Source organism: Chamaesiphon sp. VAR_48_metabat_135_sub (genome assembly GCF_031418915.1).
In the GTDB taxonomy this organism is placed as follows: Bacteria; Cyanobacteriota; Cyanobacteriia; order Cyanobacteriales; family Chamaesiphonaceae; genus Chamaesiphon.
In genome coordinates, this window is sequence record NZ_JANOJV010000256.1 from 20,778 (window position 1) to 40,394 (window position 19,617).

11 protein-coding genes are annotated in these 19,617 nt (G+C 44.2%); 4 read left to right on the forward strand and 7 right to left on the reverse strand.

Annotated features, from left to right (window positions below; translation table 11 throughout):
* Positions 1-94 precede the first annotated feature (94 nt).
* Complete coding sequence (locus RMO55_RS17930; RefSeq protein WP_396134389.1) at positions 95-1,297, forward strand: FAD-dependent monooxygenase; 1,203 nt, start codon at positions 95-97, stop codon at positions 1,295-1,297.
* 113 nt (positions 1,298-1,410) lie between these two features.
* Here RMO55_RS17930 and RMO55_RS17935 read toward each other — a convergent pair whose 3' ends face one another.
* The 4 genes from RMO55_RS17935 to RMO55_RS17950 form a co-directional block, all read right to left on the reverse strand.
* A complete protein-coding gene (locus RMO55_RS17935) occupies positions 1,411-3,240 on the reverse strand; it encodes an ABC transporter ATP-binding protein (protein WP_310428799.1) in 1,830 nt (609 codons plus the stop codon).
* A gap of 136 nt (positions 3,241-3,376) precedes the next feature.
* A complete protein-coding gene (locus RMO55_RS17940; protein WP_310428801.1) occupies positions 3,377-4,039 on the reverse strand; it encodes a response regulator transcription factor in 663 nt (220 codons plus the stop codon).
* Complete coding sequence (locus tag RMO55_RS17945) at positions 4,036-5,253, reverse strand: sensor histidine kinase (protein WP_310428803.1); 1,218 nt, start codon at positions 5,251-5,253, stop codon at positions 4,036-4,038. The genes RMO55_RS17940 and RMO55_RS17945 overlap by 4 nt, the downstream gene beginning before the upstream one ends.
* A 453-nt stretch (positions 5,254-5,706) precedes the next feature.
* On the reverse strand, positions 5,707-7,881 hold the full coding sequence (locus RMO55_RS17950; RefSeq protein WP_310428806.1) for a glutamine synthetase III: 2,175 nt from the start codon (positions 7,879-7,881) through the stop codon (positions 5,707-5,709).
* 454 nt (positions 7,882-8,335) lie between these two features.
* Between RMO55_RS17950 and RMO55_RS17955 the strand changes: the two genes are divergently transcribed.
* Positions 8,336-8,524 (forward strand): hypothetical protein, encoded by a 189-nt coding sequence (locus tag RMO55_RS17955; protein ID WP_310428808.1) that lies wholly within the window; start codon positions 8,336-8,338, stop codon positions 8,522-8,524.
* Positions 8,525-8,719: 195 nt separating this feature from the next.
* Here RMO55_RS17955 and RMO55_RS17960 read toward each other — a convergent pair whose 3' ends face one another.
* Together RMO55_RS17960 and RMO55_RS17965 are read right to left on the reverse strand one after the other, a co-directional pair.
* On the reverse strand, positions 8,720-9,892 hold the full coding sequence (locus RMO55_RS17960; protein ID WP_310428810.1) for an MFS transporter: 1,173 nt from the start codon (positions 9,890-9,892) through the stop codon (positions 8,720-8,722).
* A 278-nt stretch (positions 9,893-10,170) separates the two neighbouring features.
* Complete coding sequence (locus RMO55_RS17965) at positions 10,171-11,178, reverse strand: hypothetical protein (protein ID WP_310428812.1); 1,008 nt, start codon at positions 11,176-11,178, stop codon at positions 10,171-10,173.
* A 120-nt stretch (positions 11,179-11,298) separates the two neighbouring features.
* Between RMO55_RS17965 and RMO55_RS17970 the strand changes: the two genes are divergently transcribed.
* Complete coding sequence (locus tag RMO55_RS17970) at positions 11,299-13,401, forward strand: DEAD/DEAH box helicase (protein WP_310428814.1); 2,103 nt, start codon at positions 11,299-11,301, stop codon at positions 13,399-13,401.
* Positions 13,402-13,741: 340 nt separating this feature from the next.
* Positions 13,742-15,064, forward strand: a complete 1,323-nt coding sequence (locus RMO55_RS17975) for an AmpG family muropeptide MFS transporter (RefSeq protein WP_310428816.1) — start codon at positions 13,742-13,744, stop codon at positions 15,062-15,064.
* Between the two features lie 99 nt (positions 15,065-15,163).
* Here the strand turns inward: RMO55_RS17975 and RMO55_RS17980 are convergent, their stop codons facing one another.
* Entirely contained in the window at positions 15,164-19,099 is a 3,936-nt protein-coding gene (locus RMO55_RS17980) for a filamentous hemagglutinin N-terminal domain-containing protein (protein WP_310428818.1), read from the reverse strand.
* Positions 19,100-19,617: the final 518 nt, after the last annotated feature.

Genomic DNA, 19,617 nt, shown 5'->3' on the forward strand with positions numbered 1-19,617 from the left:
TTCCACTATCGATCGGATAATAGTCAATAGCTGACTTGAGTTGGCACTTTATCGTTTATGTTCGATCGATCGAGGATCGTTGCTGGCAGCAAACATGAATCAAATTGTAATTATTGGTGCTGGTCCGACAGGCTTGACTCTCGCCATGCTACTCGCAAAACGGGGCATTAACGTCAAATTAATTGAAGCCTCGAATAGTTTTCGGCGGATCTTTCGTGGCGAAGCACTGATGCCCAGCGGTCTGAAGGCGATCTCGCAGATGGGGTTATCGGATGTAGTCCAAAATATTCCGCACCGCTGCTTTGATGCGTGGGAGTTTTATATCGAAAATCGACCGATTTTTCGGGTTGACGAACCGATGGAACTAGGTGGTCAGCCCTGTATGCTGATTTCCCAACCTGCTTTTCTGGAGACGGTGCTGGAAAAAGCTAATGAGTGCGAGCAGTTTGAGTTTATCCAAGGTACTGCCGTTCGGGATTTATTGTGGCAAGACGATCGGGTATCGGGTGTAAAATTGAGTGATGGTCGAGAGATCGCCGCAGACTTGGTAATTGGTGCCGATGGGCGTAATTCGATCGTCCGCCAACAGGCAAATTTGGCTCTGACGCAAGCAGCTCAAAGTTTCGATATTCTGTGGTTTAAACTGCCAACTAGCCCAGATTTTACGGAGAATATCTTTTATTCGATCTTACGAGATCGGGATGGATTTGGGGTATTCCAAAGCTCTGAGGGCAATCTACAGGTGGGTTGGTCGCTAGATCGAGACCATCCGATTGAGTGGCAAAAAATTGATTGGGCGGAAAAACTGGCTTCAGCTTCCCCCGATTGGTTGGCGACCCATTTTCGTCAGCAAAAAGACTTCATCGAACGACCGCTATTACTATCGATCGTGGTTGGGCGTTGTCCTCAATGGCACGTTCCTGGATTGCTATTGTTAGGCGATGCAGCCCATCCGATGTCACCCATCCGCGCTCAGGGCATTAATATGGCCCTCCGCGATGCGATCGTGGCGACAAATCATCTCGTCCCATTATTACAGCAGCAACCCAATTTAGCGGCAATTGATGCCGTTCTTCCCCAAATTCAAGCGGAACGGGAACCGGAAATTATCCAGATCCAACGGTTGCAAGCAGCGGAAGTTTCCCAGGGCGAATTGATGAAAAATAACCCACTGCTTAGATATGCGGTGAGTTTTCTCGCACCATTAATTGGTAGCATAATTAAAAAGTCTTGGCTCGATCGACAACTCCAGTTACGGCAAGGAGTTACATGCGTAGATTTAAAAGTAAAGCAGTAACATTAACGGCGTTGCTGATTTAAGGTATGATTCCCTATTTTTGCACTTTCTACGCCCCGCTCCCCCCTTTCCTCTCTAGCTTTTCATACCTCGATCTAGCAACGCCACATTAACTAGGTTCCCAACATTTGTAGTTGGTATAAGCTAGCATATAAACCACCTTGTTGGAGTAACTCATCATGGCTGCCAGATTCAATTAAGCTACCTTGCTTGAGCACAAAGATTCGATCGACGTTGCGAATTGTCGATAAACGGTGAGCGATAATAATCGCAGTCCGATCGACTATTAATCGATCGAGTGCATCTTGGACTAAGGCTTCCGTACCGACATCTAAACTTGCCGTAGCTTCGTCCAAGACTAGCACGCGGGGATTGCGAATTACCGATCGAGCGAAAGCAATTAACTGCTTTTGTCCAGCGGATAAATTAGAACCGCGTTCCCGTAATTGAGTATCATAACCTTGGGGCAGTTCGCTAATAAACCTGTCGATATTAGTCGATCGAGCTGCATGGAGAATTTCAGCTTCGGTATACTCTTCGCCTAGGGTAATATTCTCGCGGACATCTCCTGCAAATAGAAATCCATCTTGGAGAATTACGCCCAAATAGCGGCGAAGTTCGGCTTGAGTGATTTTTTTGATATCTACTCCATCGACTAAAATTCGCCCCTTTGTTGGCTCATATAGACGGCAGAGCAAGCGAATAATTGAACTTTTTCCCGCACCAGTTGGGCCGACTAGGGCAATTTTTTCACCTGGTTTAATGGTGAAGTCTAAGTTGCGAATTACATAGTCGTCATCTTTGTAGGCAAACCAGACATTTTCAAAGCGAATTTCACCCTGGGCGGCACTATCGATATGGGTGAGATGTAAACTTTGAGCGTTGTCGATATCTTTGATTTCGATCGGTTCATTGAGAATATCGCTAATCCGTTCGACTGCGGTAAATCCCGATTGAATTGCGGTGAATTTCTCCGCAAATTGGCGCAATGGTTCAAACAGTTTTTGGGCGTATAAAATAAATGCTGATAACGTCCCAAAATCTAATGTTTTATCTAGCACCATCAAGCCACCCCACCAAAGTACGGCCGCGATCGCCACGAGGGAAATCCACTCTAGAGTTGCCGATACTGCCGAGTCATGAAAGTTAGTTTTATCGATTTCATTAATATATCGATCGCGGACAGTCCGAAATAGTTCGGCGTTGTATTTTTCGCGTCTAAATAGTTGGACGACATTAATACCAACGACATTTTCCTGTACCATCGAGTTAAGTAAAGATAACTCTTCTCTGCCCCGATAATTTGCTTTTCGATACTCATGTTGAAAATAAATTACCAATGCTGCCACAGGTACTAACATGAATAGTAGCATCAGGGCAATTTTCCACTGCAGCGTGAACATATAGTAAATCATCACCAGGATCGAGAATAGATCGCTGATGATGCCGATCGCTCCAGTTGTAAAGACATCACCTAATGCTTCTACATCGTTAGTTAATCGAGTAATTAACTTGCCGACGGGCGTGCGATCGAAAAAACGTACCGCTAAAGATGTGACTCGATCGAATAAATCATTCCGAATATCTGCGGTGATTTGTTGCCCGATCCGTTGGACGGTATATCCTTGAATTGCAGTGAGAATTAAGCGAATTATCACCGTTCCCATGAGAATCAAAGTGAGGAGATTTAATCCATCTAACATGGACAAACCACTTACAAAATTCCAGGTTTTTTCACTTCTAATTTTAGAAATTGCCTGCCCGATAATCAACGGTTGAATTGCGTTAGAAATCGCTAACGGAATCAATAATCCAAATGATAAGAGAAATAATTTCCCACTCCGACGAGCATAGGGTACTAGTCTCAATAATAATCGCCAGTCATTATCTGGAAGTACTGGCGATTCTAGATTTTGAGAGCGAGATTTTGTAGCATTAGTCATGTAATTGGGTCGGCAGAGTGCAAGTAATTAGAGGTTAGATAAAATTGCGCGAACTACACAATTAATCTGAAAGAGTACCCTAGATTGTCGCAGTAATAAATATCTATGTGTTTAGATGAGATCTGAGGTGAAACTTTCAAATTAACAGATAGGTTTTTGCGTAAATTGCGGCTTGGGTGCGATCTCTTAAGTTTAACCGACTCAAAAGATTGGTGACATGATTTTTGACTGTACCTTCAGAAATGTATAGTTGCTGGGCAATCTCTCGATTATTATCACCTGTGGCAATCAGTTTCAAGACTTCTAATTCTCTGGGAGTTAGTTCCGCCAATTCTAATGGTAAGGCAATTTTAGTTTCATTGCCTCGACCAGACATCACTTTTGCCATCATCCCTGGTGCTAAATGAGTATAACCTCGATCGACAGCTCGAATTGCTGCGGCGATTTCCTCGGAAGGGGTATCTTTGAGCAGATAACCTTTTGCACCAGCTTCAATTGCTGCTGACACGGAAATATCATCATCAAAGGTAGTCAGTACCAGAATATTTACAGCGGGAAACTGCTGACAAATTTCCCTAGTCGCCGTCACGCCATCCATCACAGGCATCCGAATATCCATTAATATTACATCTGGCTGAAGTGCTTTGACTCGATCGTTGGCGAAGCCTTCCAGAATGGAAATCGCAATTTGCCCATTCTCCGCTTCTCCAATTATCTTTAAATCGGGTTCGAGTTCTAATAATGCTTTTAGCCCCTGACGAATCAGATTTTGGTCGTCTACCAGCAAGATATTAATCATAGCGGTGCGCCATCTGTTAACGGAATGAGTGCCACAATTTGACAACCTGAATCGATCGCACTAATAATCTCAAACTTGCCATGTAATGATAGCACTCGTTCGCGCATCCCTTGTAAGCCAAATCCAGTCATATTATTCGTAGGAATAAAACCGCGTCCATTGTCGATGACTCTTAATTCTAACTCAGTCGGTCGAGTTTGGATTTCGACGATCGTTTCGCTAGCACCAGCATATTTGCTGATATTTGTCAATGCCTCTTGAACGATCCGATAGATGGTAGTTGCTACGGGTTGCGGCAGGTTCGGGGGCAAATCCAGGCGACAGACGGGTTGAATCTGGTTAGACAGCTTAAATTCATCCGCTAATTTCTGAATTGCTGTCGCGAGATCTTGGTTCTGGAGGGGATCGGAGCGGAGCGTAGATACAGATTGACGGACATCGTGTAAGGCAATCGAACCGAGTCGTTTGGCTTCTGTCAGCATCGCGCGAGATTTTTCTGGTTGAATCTGCGAGAGTTTGACAGCCATTTCCAGGTGCAAATTGAGCGCAGTAAGGGAATGTCCGAGGGAGTCATGAATTTCTCGCGCAATCCGATTTCGCTCCTGTAAGCTGCCAATTTCTTGCGCTCTGACTGCGTAGCTGCGGATACGTTGATTGGCAATTGCTAGTTCTTCTTTGGCTTGCTTTTCTGCTAAAATTCGGTCTACTAATAATTGGAGACTGAGTAAGATCCCGCCAAATAGAATTACAAAACCCCAGCGAAACCCATCGCGATCTCGACGATTTTGTGGGGCTTCGGCGGTGGTAATCCGCCGATCTGAATTGCGAAATCTTCCTCCTGAGGGATGTGGATGATGGCGGGGAAATAATTGCATGGTTATCAAAAATAGCGCAAATATTCCACCTGTAATCCACACTCGATATTTTCGCCCAAACACCAGATAACTGCGAATTACTACAATGATATAAAACAACCCAACCGGACGCATCCCGATATAAGATGCTACTAAAATCGGGATAATTTGGGCGATTGTATAGAGAATTTTAATCGATAATTTATCTGGTGGGAAACGTAGTCCGATCGCTGCTAATATCACCACAATCCCAATATTAAGCCATTCTGGTTGATACTCCTGCGAAGATACTTCCAATGCCATCACCACTGCAAATAAAATCCATTCAATATATAGCAACAATCGCAGGGGATGGCGCATGTTAAATTAGTGGAAAGTTGAAAGTTTTGTCTCGATCGCGATCTTTAGCATAATCGATCGAGATCGTGCTCGATCGTTACTTTAGTCATGCTTTGAGAAGTTGAGATTGAATTACAACCCTTGCCTCGATATCCCCGACTGTCTTGTCTCGCTGTCTTGTCGTTTTTTTATTCGGGGGGAACCCCCGTTGGCGGAGCCTCTCCCCCAGTAGATATAAAAACGCCGCTAAACCCTCGGGGAACCCGAGGAACGCGAGCCGCTGTCTTGTCTTGACGCACACAACCTGGAGGAAACCTCCAGGTCGATGCGTCGCTGTCTCTCTTCCATGGTCGGGGAACAAAGGCGGGAGAGAGCCGCTTCTTGAAGAAGTCGGGGATATGTCCTCTCAGGGAGATTTTCTCACAAAAAAAGACCGTTCTAACCGAACGATCTTTAACATAAATCAATAGAATATTATTTAATGAATAACATTTCTTGATAAGTAGGTAATGGCCATAAATCGTCTGCAACTTCAGCTTCTAGTCCATCGGCATATTTGCGAACTTCATCCATCAACGGACGAACGGTTGCGACTAAATATTGCATGTGTGCTTCCATCGTATCAAAATGGTCATTGTCCAATGCAGATGTTAACTTGCTGACACAATCCATCATTGATTTAGTCGATGTCGCTACACTTTGGGCACTTTCAGCATCAAAATCAACACCGATTTCTTTGAGTCCAGCAATCGTAGTTGCTAAGTCAGTTAGATAACGAGTTGCGGCAGGGTAAATCAGAGTTTTAGCAATACTAATAACTAGTTTAGCTTCGACTTCGATCGACTTGATATACTGCTCGGCGTAGGTTTCGTACCGACTAGCTAGTTCAACAGGGGAGAGGATGCCCATGCTGCTGAATAAATTGACGATTGCCGCTTCATTCAGTACTGGTAATGCATCTGCTGTCGTCCGCAGGTTGCGTAAACCGCGCTCTTCCACCGCCATTTTATGCCACTCTTCCGAGTAACCGTTGCCATTGAATACCACTGCGCCGTGGTTGTCGATGACTTCTTTGAGTACAGTTTGAATCGCCGCATTTAGTTCGCTACCTTTGGCGATTTCAGCTTCTAATTTGTCAGCCATCCAGATCAGCGATTCTGCTAAGATCGTATTCATTGCCACTAATGGCCCTGCTACCGACTGTCCCGAACCCACTGCTCGGAACTCAAAACGGTTGCCAGTAAAAGCAAACGGTGAAGTTCGATTGCGATCGCCAGCATCTTTTGGCAAGATTGGCAAGGTATCGACACCAATATTCATAGTGCCTTTAGCGGTCGATCCTTTGAGCGCACCCTGCTTGATTTGCTCGAAGACATCTTCCAGTTGAGAACCCAGGTACATGGAAATGATCGCTGGTGGAGCTTCATTTGCGCCCAGACGGTGGTCGTTACTAGCCGTTGCGATGACTGCACGTAAGAGCGGGCCGTATTGATGAACGCCACGAATTACTGCACCGCAGAAGACTAGGAATTGAGCGTTGGAGTGAGGATTGTCACCTGGGTCTAAAAGGTTGCCTTGAGTGGCATTTCCAACCGACCAGTTGACGTGTTTACCCGAACCATTAATCCCTGCAAACGGCTTCTCGTGGAGCAAGCACATAAAACCATGCTTTTTCGCAGTGGTGCGCAGAATTGTCATGATCAGATGTTGGTGGTCGGTGGCGACGTTTGCTGCCTCATGGTAAGGTGCGATTTCAAACTGACCTGGTGCTACTTCGTTGTGACGGGTTTTGGCGGGGATGCCCAGTCTATAGAGTTTTTCTTCGACATCCTGCATGTACACCTGAACCCGCTCTGGAATTGCCCCAAAGTAGTGGTCGTCAAATTGTTGACCTTTTGCAGGTGGCTTCCCAAACAGGGTTCTGCCTGCCAATAAGAGGTCGGGACGATTAATTGCAAAATTAGCATCGACAAGGAAGTATTCTTGCTCTGCACCGCAACTAGAATTGACTGGAGCGATATTAGTATTGCCCAAGATCTTTAAGACTCTGGTCGCTGCCTTATTCATCGCCGCGTTGGAACGCAACAGGGGTGTTTTCTTGTCTAAAGCTTCCCCAGTCCAAGATACAAATACCGTCGGAATGCACAGGGTGGAACCATTATCAGTTTCCATGATAAAGGCTGGACTGGTCACATCCCATGCCGTATAACCACGCGCTTCAAAGGTGGAACGGATACCACCATTCGGGAAAGAAGAACCATCTGGTTCGCCCTGGACGAGCAATTTACCTGCAAACTCCGAGATCACTGTTCCATCACTTTGAACGGATACAAAACCGTCATGCTTTTCAGCAGTGGCATTAGTCAGGGGATAAAATACGTGAGCATAATAAAGTGCCCCTTTAGAAATCGCCCAATCTTTCATCGCCACAGCGATCGAGTCAGCAATGGAGATGTTTAGTGGCTCGCCAGTTTGGATCGTCTTCTTTACCGATTTAAACACATCCTTGGGCAGACTTTCTTGCATCTTTGCCAAAGTAAAGACATCTACCGCCCACAGATCTTCCAATCGTTTGGGAGCTTTGGGGGGCATTGGCTCGCGATTGGTGATTTGATAAATTGCTTGCATCCGGGATTCATTTCCACTCACAGCTTTTTTCCTCTCTGGCTCTTGACACCAATAAATAATAATTCCGATGCATACCTAAAATAGATACATATGATACCGATCTTCAGCGATAGATATGTGCTTGACAATTCTTTCGCTGTCGAGCAGTCAATCAGTGCCTGAAACTAAACGCTACGATCTTCGAGATCGATCTAGCTGAAATTGCTTGGTAACAGTACTTATGAAACACAGCAATTCGTTTAATTCAGTTCTCTGACTCGATTTCAGACATTATCTCATGGTAGCGCGAGATCTGAAAATTTTCTTGTGATATCGACAGATTTTCTCGATTCTCAGCCAGATGTACTTACCATTTGTGTTGTATCACAAACAACTGGACAGTCGATTAAATTAAGTTATGATAGAGATTGTGAGAAAAGTTATTGTAAAACTTCTCGCCACAACAAAATCATTCTTTTTTTGGCATAGTTTTCAGATGAGTATCTCCTCACACATACCCACTAACGATACCTCGATTTGGACTAGCCTCAAGCAAGCGATCGCCGCTAGTTCGGGGTTTCAACACTGGGCATCACAATTAACTACTCTAGAGCAATCAGATCTCAATCTCGATGCTCGCGTCCAACGCTATCTCCGCGAAACTTTAGAGACTCTAGCATATTAAATTAGGGGCAAGGGTAAAGGAAAGATGCCTTCGATCGGTAAGTGATGTCGGTGCGATCGCATGACTTGCCGATTTTGCAGTGACCTTGCCCCCGATCCCATTTTGTGTCACTTAGCTGGTTTTTCGATCGCTAACCCCTTTGACTTCACAATCCAGTTGCTACGCAACCAATTTTTGGTTACTCTGAACAGGCCGTTAAGATATTCTAGCAGGTGATTTCAAGAACGTCTGACTGAGAATTGCCGTACAAGTGAGCGCGAAAATAATTAGCAAGCCAAAGCCCATTGCATAACTTCCAGTTACATCTCGGCAAATCCCCAAAACAATCGGTGGGAAAAAGCCACCCAGTCCTCCCGCAGCACCGACTAGTCCGGTGACACTTCCCGTCTGCTGAGGGAAATATTGGGGTACGAGTTTAAAGACACCACCATTACCCAGTCCAAATAATACAGCACAACCGATCGAGCCAATCGTAAACAACACGATCGAGGGCATCGCCATCAACCAACTAATCGCCGCAATGCCTAGAAATACGCCCACAAGCAGCTTTTGACCACCGATCTTGTCGCTCAATATGCCACCGACAGGACGGGATAAAGTGGCTACCAAGACAAAAAATGCAGTTCTCGCCCCTGCATCTGCTGGAGCTAGTGCAAAGACTTCCTTATAGAGGGTAGGTAAATAAATACTCAGCGCGACGAAGCCACCAAATGTTAGTGCGTAGAAGATACTCAATACCCAAGACAATTTTTCAGTTTTCAATACTGCGATATTTTCAGCCAGTGATTTAGATTTACTTGGCGGCTTGGCATTATTTGCAGTCAGTGCGAAAATCCCACCCCACACTACAGCAACCGCACTAAAAACGAGAAACGTCGCCGGAATACCGATATTAGCAGCTAAAACTGGCCCACCAAACACCGCCACCGACTGTCCGATATTTCCCGCGCCATAAATGCCCAACGTAGTGCCCTGCTGACTCGGTGGAAACCAACCAGAGACAAAAGCCACACCCACAGCAAAAGAAGTACCTGCTAGCCCCATCCAGAAGCCCCAGAATAGCAAGCTGGGATAGGAATGATTGAGTGAAAGTGCGACAGCCGGGACGATCGTAAATGCTAATAGTATACTAAACACGATGCGGCCGCCGTATCGATCGGTCAACAGCCCCAGCGGAATTCGTCCGACAGAGCCTAATAAAACGGGAATCGCAATCATCACACTCGCTTGCGTCACCGATAGCCCCAATTCTTTCCTTAATAATGGTGCTAACCCTGAGATGATGCCCCAATTGGCAAACGCCACCGCAAAAGCCATTGTGGCTAGAAATAGGTTTTGATTAGCAGCAGATCGATCGGCAGTATTCATAGACACAGATAAAAACACTCAGAATATGATGTCACTAAACCAAGACCTAAAAATGGGATAGACATCAAATATCTATCCTATTTCTGCATAAGCTGACTAAAAATTAATTATTAGTGTCCGCAGCAAGCGACTAGCAGATGGACTTTTAAATGTCTACAATCCTTGACTCGCAAACTTTTGAAGATATAAATACTCGATCGATAAGCTCGTCTAAATGCGATCGCAAGCAAGCATATTTGCATTTTGGTAGTACGGCAAGTCGATCGATAGCTAGGATTCTAATTAAAATCTTCACTTTCTTGATAAATATCAATCTGGTATTTGAAATCATTACGAACGCGATCGATGAATTTAGTGATGCTATCAATAGTCCACTGATTGTAAACAACCAATTCCTCTCCATCGACTGTTGTGATAACCTCATTAGGCTTCATGAAATATAGCTTGTCAAACTTTACCTCTTGCTTCAAACTGACTACTAATTGGAACGAAAATGCTTTTTCGATTTCACCACATGTAAAGGATGAATTATCCTTTACATGTTTACTGATTACTGCCAGTACTAATCGCCGCTTATTGTAAATATTGCCGTCGAATAGATACCGAGTATGGTCAGCTTTTTTTGTTGCAATCTGGATAGATCTTTGTTCGTTAGATTGTTCGCGAACTTTAACCTGATAGTCTTGTGCTTCTGGCAAAGGAATAATTTGCTCGATATCTAGTAATACTGTTTCATTTAATTGATACGGCGTTAATCTCACACAGCGAATATCTAGATTTCGCTGATTTAGCCAGATCGCAGTAGTAGTAATCTCAGGACTAAAGTTCGCAGCAGCTAAGACAATCCGTACATCATTAGGAAATATAACATCTTGTTCTTCGCCACCTAAAAAATTTCGCAACTCAATTTCAGCATCTTTGGATTCTCCTAATCTATTTAGGTGCTTTTGATAAATATCGATGGCTCCTTTAAAAGTAAGCGTAGATACCATTGCCGCATATCTCAGGGCCTGTAACTCCATATGCGATCCTGTTTCGTCGCGCTTGAGTTCGATAACGACGATATTACTATCTCGATCGATTCCTAATAAATCTATTCGTCTAGTGCCTTCACTCCAGTCTGAAAATTCTTCAGAAATTATTAGAGTATCTGGTGAAATAGCTGCGATGCGATCGCGTAGAGCTTTTTGAAGATGAGTTCGTTCGAGGATGTGGAGATTTTGAAAAGTTTGTTGAGATATCGGCGCGATTGTACAATCTTGAAGCTCAAACGTATATATTGTCATCAGCGGAAGCTAGTTCTATCTTTAGAGTATTCCCTAATGCCATTCGTTTCTCTACATCAAAAAATTGTAATTAACTACCGTATGATTTGGGATATTAATTATCCTCCTTTGATTATAACTATGACATCTGCTTTTTCCCGTTTTCCCGATCGATTACAATCCGCCATTACTTCCCGCTTGGGTTGGACATCATTGCGCCCAGTCCAAGAACTGGCGGGACATGCGATCCTTGATGGTTATAATACGATCGTTCTCGCACCGACTGCTGGGGGGAAGACAGAGGCGAGTATGTTTCCGCTGTTGGCAAAGATAGTAGAAAAGGAACCGCAGGGCGTGGGGATTCTGTATATCGCGCCGATTAAGGCGTTGTTGAATAATCAAGCCGAGCGATTAGGGATGTATACTCAGATGCTCGGTTTGAGTCGGTTTTTGTGGCATGGAGATATTAAAGCCGCCGAGAAAAAAGCTTTTCGTAAACAGCCGGCAACGCTGTTGATGACGACTCCCGAATCCTTGGAAGTGATGTTGATGTCGGGGAGTGTGCCCCATGCTGAGATATTTGCAGATTTACGGGCGGTGGTAATTGACGAGGTTCACGCCCTGGCTGGGAGCGATCGAGGAGCGCAGCTAATGTCAGTGCTAGAGCGGTTAATTCGGGTGAGCGTCAATGATGTTCAACGAGTGGGTTTGAGTGCCACTGTGGGCAATCCTGACGTGATTCTGGACTGGTTGCAGGGGACTTCTGAGCGTCCGCGCTGTAAGATCGATCCGCCCAAGGAGCATAGTAAAAAAGAGATTCGGATCTTGATGCAGGATTCTAAGCTGGATATAGCTAATCGATCGAGTATGTTGGCGCAGGGCAAAAAGAGTCTATTATTCTGTCAGAGTCGTGCGCTGGCTGAGGAAATATCTGGAGCGATGCAAAATCGCGGGATTGATGTGTTCATCCATCATAGTTCGGTGGCGTTGGAGGAGCGCACCCTGGCTGAGGAACGGTTTGCCAATGGGCATAATAATTGTATCGTCTGTACTTCGACGTTGGAATTGGGGATCGATGTCGGCGATTTGGATGCGGTATTACAGGCGAATGCACCGGATACGGTTTCGGCTTTTTTACAACGATTGGGGCGCACGGGTAGACGGGGTGGCGGTGCGAATACGACGTTTTTGATCGATAATTCGGCGGCTCTATTACAAGCGATCGCGGTGGTAGAATTAGCACGGCGAAATTGGGTAGAATCGATCGTGGTATCCGATCGCAATTGGGCGGTATTAGTCCAACAATTACTGGCGATGACGCTGCAAGCAACTTCGATTTCACCTGGGGATGTGTGGGCACAATTAGGCACGATTCCCGATTTCAAAGGGATTAAACGAACGGAATTCGATCGCTTAATCAAGCATATGATTAAGACAAATTATCTTTATCTGACTGGGGGATTACTGGCGATCGGAACTGAAGCTGAAAAAGCTTTCGGACGGAAGAACTTTATGGCTTTATATGCGGTATTTAGTTCGCCCCAACAGTATGAAGTTTACACCCTAGATGACCAACCGATCGGCTCATTAGAACAAAAATTTATCGATACTCTCACACCCGAAATTAGTTGTTTCTTATTGGGTGGCAGAGCCTGGATCGCCCAATCGATCGATCGGGATAATCGCAAGATAATAGTAGCTCCGGCACCCCACGGCAAGAAACCAACCTGGGGCGGATTTATTCCGCAATTTCTGGGCTGGGATATCTGTCAGGAAATCGCCACTTTATTAAAATCTAAAGCCGATCTAGTCTATTTAGATAAGGATGCTAAATTAGTATTGAACACTGCTCGGAGCGAACGCCGTCAGGAAGTTGTCGATCGAATAATTTGGGAAGAAGATAAACAGGTACAATGGTGGACATTCGCAGGCGGGAGAATCAATCGCACGTTGAAATATGGGTTGGAATGTCTCTGGGGTTGGGAAGTCAGAGCGGATAATTTTCAAATTACTGTCACAGGCGAACATTTAACAGCAACAATGTTTGAGAGTGCGATCTCAGAGGTAATTAAACCAGAGTTTTGGAAGTTAAAAGAAACTCAAAAATATTTATTACAGAATCTCCCTAATTATCGGTTTAGTAAGTTTCAGCAAGTTTTACCCGATCGATATGCTTTAGAGATGGTGCAGGGGTATTTATTAGATATTGAGGGGATTAGTAAATTGAAGATCGATCGATCTTAGATTGTTGCCAATGGAGATCGTCCTCAAAACCGAACAATAACGATTCATTTAATCGTAAATTGACGCAGGACAATTCAGTAATGCCGAACAAGTAATTGACACCGCTTTTCGTCTGCTCGAACAGCATTCGGTTGGTGGACTGTTGTTAGTGTGAGATCTAAATTTCACTCTAACAACCCAATCATCAATTATCGATCGAGATCGCGATCGATCGTCATGATGCTTGGATTTGCGATAGTATCTGCTATGAAGCCTTCAAGATCCTACATACCCAGATGGGCTACGATCTGCGGCATGTGTAATTAAAACAACACGCTCGCCCTAAATTAAGGAATGCATCATGAAGTCAATTTCCTCATATTTCGCAGTATTTAATAGTCGGAAGATGGTAGCAATTTTGCTACTTGGCTTTGCCTCTGGCTTACCATACGCTCTAGCTGATGATGCTTTTAGAGCATGGCTGACTAAGACTGGATTTGATATCAAGACCATTGGGTGGTTGAGTTTGGTGGGTTTACCTTATTCGCTCAAATTTCTCTGGTCGCCATTAATTGACTACTTTCGACTACCTGTGCTGGGACGACGAAGGGGCTGGATTCTGGCTACTCAAATTGGGCTAATTATTGCGATTCTGGGTTTGGCTAGTCAGATGGGGGTAATTGCCGGATTAGATCCCGCAGGTAGAAACAATGCCCTGCAATTAGTTGCTATTACCGCCGTGGCGATCGCCTTTTTAAGTGCAACTCAGGATATAGCAGTTGATGCCTACCGAACTGATGTAGTTAGCACTTTGGAAGTGGGAGCTGGCGCATCGGTGGCTCTGTTGGGCTATAGAGTGGCGTTACTGCTGACAGGTTGGATTGCCTTCGTTTTGGCAGATCGGATTGGCTGGGCATCGGTATATGGTGTCATGGCACTATTCTTGGGAATTGGGATCGTGGGTTCTTTCATCGCACCTAATGAAAAAGCTAATATCACCCCACCAAATATTGGCGAAGCTGTCATACAGCCTTTTTTGGAATTTTTTCGTCGCCTGGGTACCCAACAGGCTATTTTAGTTCTAATTTTTATTGTGGTGTTTCGGCTCGGTGATGCAATGGTGGCGAAAATGGCGGTGTCGTTTCTCGGTGCTAAAGGGCTGGGCTTCAGTGATACGGACATCGGCAATATTCGACAAGGGATGGGCTTAATTGCCACAATTGTTGGTACCTTAGCTGGCGGCTCTTTCTTGAGTAAATTAGGTATCAATCGATCGCTGTGGGTGTTTGGCGGTCTACAAGCTGCCAGTAATTTGGCTTATTACTTTCTGGCTTTAACGGGCAAGAATCTCTCAGCGATGGTAGTGGCGATTAATATCGAAAATTTTTGTAGTGGTTTAGCTGTTGCAGGTTTTGTGGGATATCTCATGAGTCTATGCAATCCCGAATTTTCAGCCACTCAGTTTGCACTGTTATCCAGCTTGATGGCGGTAGGTCGGGATCTGATTGCTGGCCCAGCAGCGGGAGAACTGGCAACTAAGTTCGGTGCCGGGACTGGGGCGGCTGGACTAGCGGGCTGGGGCGGATTCTTTTTGGTGACATTAGCAATCGCAATACCAGGGATGGTGATGCTGTTTTTCATGGCACCTTGGAATGCCAATAGTCCTGAAGATTCTATGCGTTAACAGGGTTGTGGCGGGTAGAGAGTAGGGATTCGGGGTTCTCCGAACCCTTGCGTCTTTAAATCCACTCTCTAACCTCTATCGACACTAGCTACTTATTACTTATTTTCCCCACTGCGGACAGATAACCCTGGTGCTGGTCGGCGAGTCCTCCGTCTGGGCGGCAATTAGCGTCACCTTCCCCTTCCCGTCAAAGACCCAACCCACCGCAGGTGGTACTAATTTTCGAGTGGTTTGACTGTTCGCATTACTAGCTACAGGCTGCGAATTCGCAGTGCGAGGATCGCGCCAAACTACCTCACTGGTGAGGGGATCTTCCGCATTTGGTGGGTGTCCGCCGCGTCCGATGATATAGAACTTGTTATCCCGTTGACTGGCACTACAGGCTTGGGAAATTTGATTACTCGCATCATTGGGCGCAGCCTTGAGTTCGCCTTTGTCTTTTCCTGGATCTGTCCCTGGGGTGCTGATCGTGACGACTCCACTCTGTCCGAAGGTCGAACTGGCGGTAATATCATTAGTGAAGTCCGAACCTTGAGTGCGATATTGAATGCCAAATAAGCCTTGACTGGTGATATTAACATTACCACCCGTGCCAGCATAGGCATTAGCGATGATATTATTATCGCCAGGTGTGGCGATAATTAAAGGACTACTAATCGTGATATTCCCACCATTACCATTTCGTTCGCTGCTACCAGAACTAGTAGTTATAAAACTAGCATTTTGTAATAATAGTCGATCGCTAATTGCTAGGGTAATATTACCGCCGCTAACAGATTTGGCATCTGATAAAATTCCGCCGTTCTTGAATGACAATTGAGAGGAACTAACTGAAACATTGCCAGCTTCTCCCGTACCAATGCTTCTGGTAAAGATTGATGAGAGATTTTTCAAGGAGATTTTGTCTTTGACTTTAAGATCGATATTTCCCGCTTTACCAGTACCATTTATACTGGCAATCTGGTCTGTACCACTGCCAATAAAACTAGCATTGTTTAATTCGATCTCCCGTGCGGAGATCGAAATACCTTTAGCATTACCTATTGCATCCTTACGAATGCCACTAATAACAACACCTTGATTTTCTAATAACAATTTACCTTGAGTATCGATCGAGATCTTACCCGCATTACCCTGTCCAGAACTACCGCTATTAATTTGCGAGACTTGTCCTACTGTGAAATTAGTTGCGCCAGATATCTTAATATCTCCAGTAGTTATAATTTCGATGTCTCCAGCATTACCTTTGCCATCTACTCGATCGGCTTGTAATGTGACTGTTCCAATCGTGCTTCCATTCGCTATTTCCAATTCTTTGGCATTAATTTTAATGCCCTGACTATTGCCGATCGCACTAGGTGCAATCGCACTATTAATTACACCTTGATTGACTAGAGATAATTTGCCCTGAGAGTCGATCTCGATCTTACCAGCATCCCCTTTGCCGTAGGAATTACTACGGATTTGTGATGCTTTCAGCGGGTTAAAATTAGTCGATCCAGATATCTTAATGTCTCCAGCAGTTTTAATATTAATATCGCCGCCCTTACCTTTGTTCTCCACTCGCTCGGACTGGAATGTACTTGCTTCAATGTAACTACTATTAGCTAGCTCCAATTCCTGCGCTGCAATATTAATGCCTTTACTATTACCTACCGCGACTGAATCGATCGTGCTAGAAATTCTCCCTCCATTAAAGAGAGATAACTTACCCTGAGTATCAATAGTAATTTTCCCTGTATCTCCCTGTCCATAAGTACTGCTATCGATATATGACGTATTTGAATTAGTGGGATTAGTTGATGATGAATCGTAGCCAGATATCTTAATATCTCCAGTAGATTTAATATTGATATCTCCTGCATTACCTTTGCCATTCACTCGATCGGTTTGAAATGTACTAGTAGAAATATAACTCTGATTGGCTAGTTCCACTTCTCGCGCTGTGATATCGATCCCTTTACTATTACCTGATCCTGTCTGAGCGATCGCACTAAAAATTTCACCTTGATTAACAAGAGACAACTTACCCTGAGTATCGATGGTTATTTTTCCTGCATCACCTTTTCCGAAATTACTACTGTTGATGAAAGATATATCTGAAGTGGTGGGATTTTTCAATGATGAATTGTATCCAGATATCTTAATATCTCCAGTAGTTTTAACATTAATATTTCCCGCATTACCTTGCGCCGATGTGAGTGTACTTGTGTCAATACTACTCTGATTGGCTAGTTCTAATTCTCGCGCCGAGATGCTAATACCTTTACTATTCCCGACTGCTACATCAGAGATCGTACTAGAAATATTTCCATAATTTACCAGAGACAACTTACCCTGAGTCTCAATAGTAATTTTGCCAGTATCACCTTGCCCGAAAGTATTGCTACTAATAAACGAGGTACTGGGGTTAGTTGATGATGAATCATAGCCAGATATCTTAATATCTCCAGTAGATTTGATATTGATATCTCCTGCGTTACCTTTGCCATTTACTCGATTAGCTTGTAATGCGATCGTGGAAATATCACTATTGTTTGCAAGATCCAATTCTCGCGCCACAATACTAACACCTTTACTATTCCCTACTGCTGTCGCACCAATTTTACTCGAAATTTCTCCGCTATTGACAACCGACAATTTACCCTGAGTATCAATGGTTATTTTTCCTGCATTACCTTGACCCACTGTTTGGCTAATGAGATAAGATGATGTGGGGTTAGTCGATCCTGACTCGTAGCCAGATATCTTAATATCTCCAGTAGTTTTAATATTAATATCTCCCGCATTTCCTTGGGCAGTTTGCAATAAATTCTCACTTGAAATAACGCTATTATTTGTAAGATTCATACCTCCACTTACGGTAAGATCGATATTGCCAGCATTGCCCTTGCCACCTGTCCCTGCTGATATAAGTGAGTTATTAATATTTAAAGCACCAGCCTGAATTTTAATACCACCAATACCGCCCTCTGCGCCAGCGCGTAAGGTGTTCTTAATAACCGAATTATTGATATTGACTTTCCCGATGGCATCGATCTTAATATCTCCAGCAGCTTTCGTTGGTACCTGCAAATTTGTTTCCAAACCCGCATCCAAGGCTGGAGATTGGGTACCAGACTGCGTACCTGAGTTAAGAAGATCGAGATTGTTTGCACTGATATTAATGCTGCTACCAGGAGCAGTCACATTATTAAAAAATGTCTGAACGGTGTCTAGAGTTCCCGTAGCGCGGACTGTCACGTTCGCGCCATTAATCAGCGATACATCACTGTGTAATCCACCGCCACCAAAGACTAAACCCTTGTTATCGATACTCACAGTTCCGACACTATTCAATCCACCAATATCTACTCGTCCCCCAGGCGCGATTATTTTTCCGCCGCCCAAACTACCATCGAGGGTGACATTTCCACCAATTAAACCAATGTATTGGCTGTCATTCTGAGTTTGCAATGTCCCAAAATTTCTAATCGCGCCATTTCCCCCGCCCATGTTTAAACGAGAGATATTAAAAAAGACATTGGGATTAACAGATAGTAATGGTGCATCGCTATTCGGATTAGTACCAAAAGTAATCGTTCTCCCCCCACTATCGACTAACTCGATCCCATTCGCAGTACTCCCCACAAATGCTTTTCCTACATTTAATCGAGCATTCGGTCCAAATACCAGCCCATTGGGATTAATTAGGAAAAAATTAGCTCCTTGGGTATTTACAGTCCCATTAATATCTGAAAATAATCCTCCCGTCACGCGGGTAATAATATCGCGATTCCCTGCTGGATTGAGAAAATTAGCTTGTCCACTGGTAGGTACAGAAAAATCGCTGAAACTATGAAATAAAGTCTGTCCTTTTTGCAGCCCACCCACGATGCTAACGTTATTATTATTGCCAGAAACTTGAGTGCCTAAACTATTGTCCGCCACCGGAATGCGGTTAGAAGGCGCGTAGGTTTGCGCGTGCGCGATATCTGCAACCATTAGCACACTAGTTAGGGCGAGGGGAGCAACCAAAAGTATAGGAGTCTTCATTGTGGGTTATCATCGCCAATATTTATGTCTTTTATAATATCTGGCTGCCAGAATTAAACTAACTCGATCGATAGATTTAGATACAAAAATTTAGGTGGAGAAATATTTTTTATCTTGGATGGCATCGCTGAATCGAGATCTGATTCTGTACTTCTGACAAAAATTAGCGTTCCTCTTTTCTCTTTCCGAACCCCGAACCCCGAATCCCGTCGATCTTTTTCATACCCCAATTCAGCAACGCCATTAATTTGTCTCTAAAATATCCAGTAGTTACGCCAGTAAAGTCTTAAAATCACAGATTTTGTCAGTATAGGAAAGCTTTAATTACCAAAATATATCGGCAAAATGGCGTATAAACACTATTAAAAATAGTTCAGATCGATACTCTACATTTACGGAGAAACTAATGCAAAGAGAAATCTTACTTGACTAGTTGGGATCTCAGATTTCCTCAATCTGCTCCCAACCATGCCTCGTTTTTAGGCTCTGTCCAGTCTTTAACCCTTTCCATCGCAACG

Excerpts from the sequence above, each read along its gene's own strand:
- RMO55_RS17935 (WP_310428799.1), bottom strand. The coding sequence starts at position 3,240 with ATGACTAATGCTACAAAATCTCGCTCTCAAAATCTAGAATCGCCAGTA.
- RMO55_RS17940 (WP_310428801.1), bottom strand. The coding sequence starts at position 4,039 with ATGATTAATATCTTGCTGGTAGACGACCAAAATCTGATTCGTCAGGGG.
- RMO55_RS17955 (WP_310428808.1), top strand. The coding sequence starts at position 8,336 with ATGAGTATCTCCTCACACATACCCACTAACGATACCTCGATTTGGACT.
- RMO55_RS17930 (WP_396134389.1), top strand. The coding sequence starts at position 95 with ATGAATCAAATTGTAATTATTGGTGCTGGTCCGACAGGCTTGACTCTC.
- RMO55_RS17945 (WP_310428803.1), bottom strand. The coding sequence starts at position 5,253 with ATGCGCCATCCCCTGCGATTGTTGCTATATATTGAATGGATTTTATTT.
- RMO55_RS17960 (WP_310428810.1), bottom strand. The coding sequence starts at position 9,892 with ATGAATACTGCCGATCGATCTGCTGCTAATCAAAACCTATTTCTAGCC.
- RMO55_RS17980 (WP_310428818.1), bottom strand. The coding sequence starts at position 19,099 with ATGAAGACTCCTATACTTTTGGTTGCTCCCCTCGCCCTAACTAGTGTG.
- RMO55_RS17965 (WP_310428812.1), bottom strand. The coding sequence starts at position 11,178 with ATGACAATATATACGTTTGAGCTTCAAGATTGTACAATCGCGCCGATA.
- RMO55_RS17970 (WP_310428814.1), top strand. The coding sequence starts at position 11,299 with ATGACATCTGCTTTTTCCCGTTTTCCCGATCGATTACAATCCGCCATT.
- RMO55_RS17975 (WP_310428816.1), top strand. The coding sequence starts at position 13,742 with ATGAAGTCAATTTCCTCATATTTCGCAGTATTTAATAGTCGGAAGATG.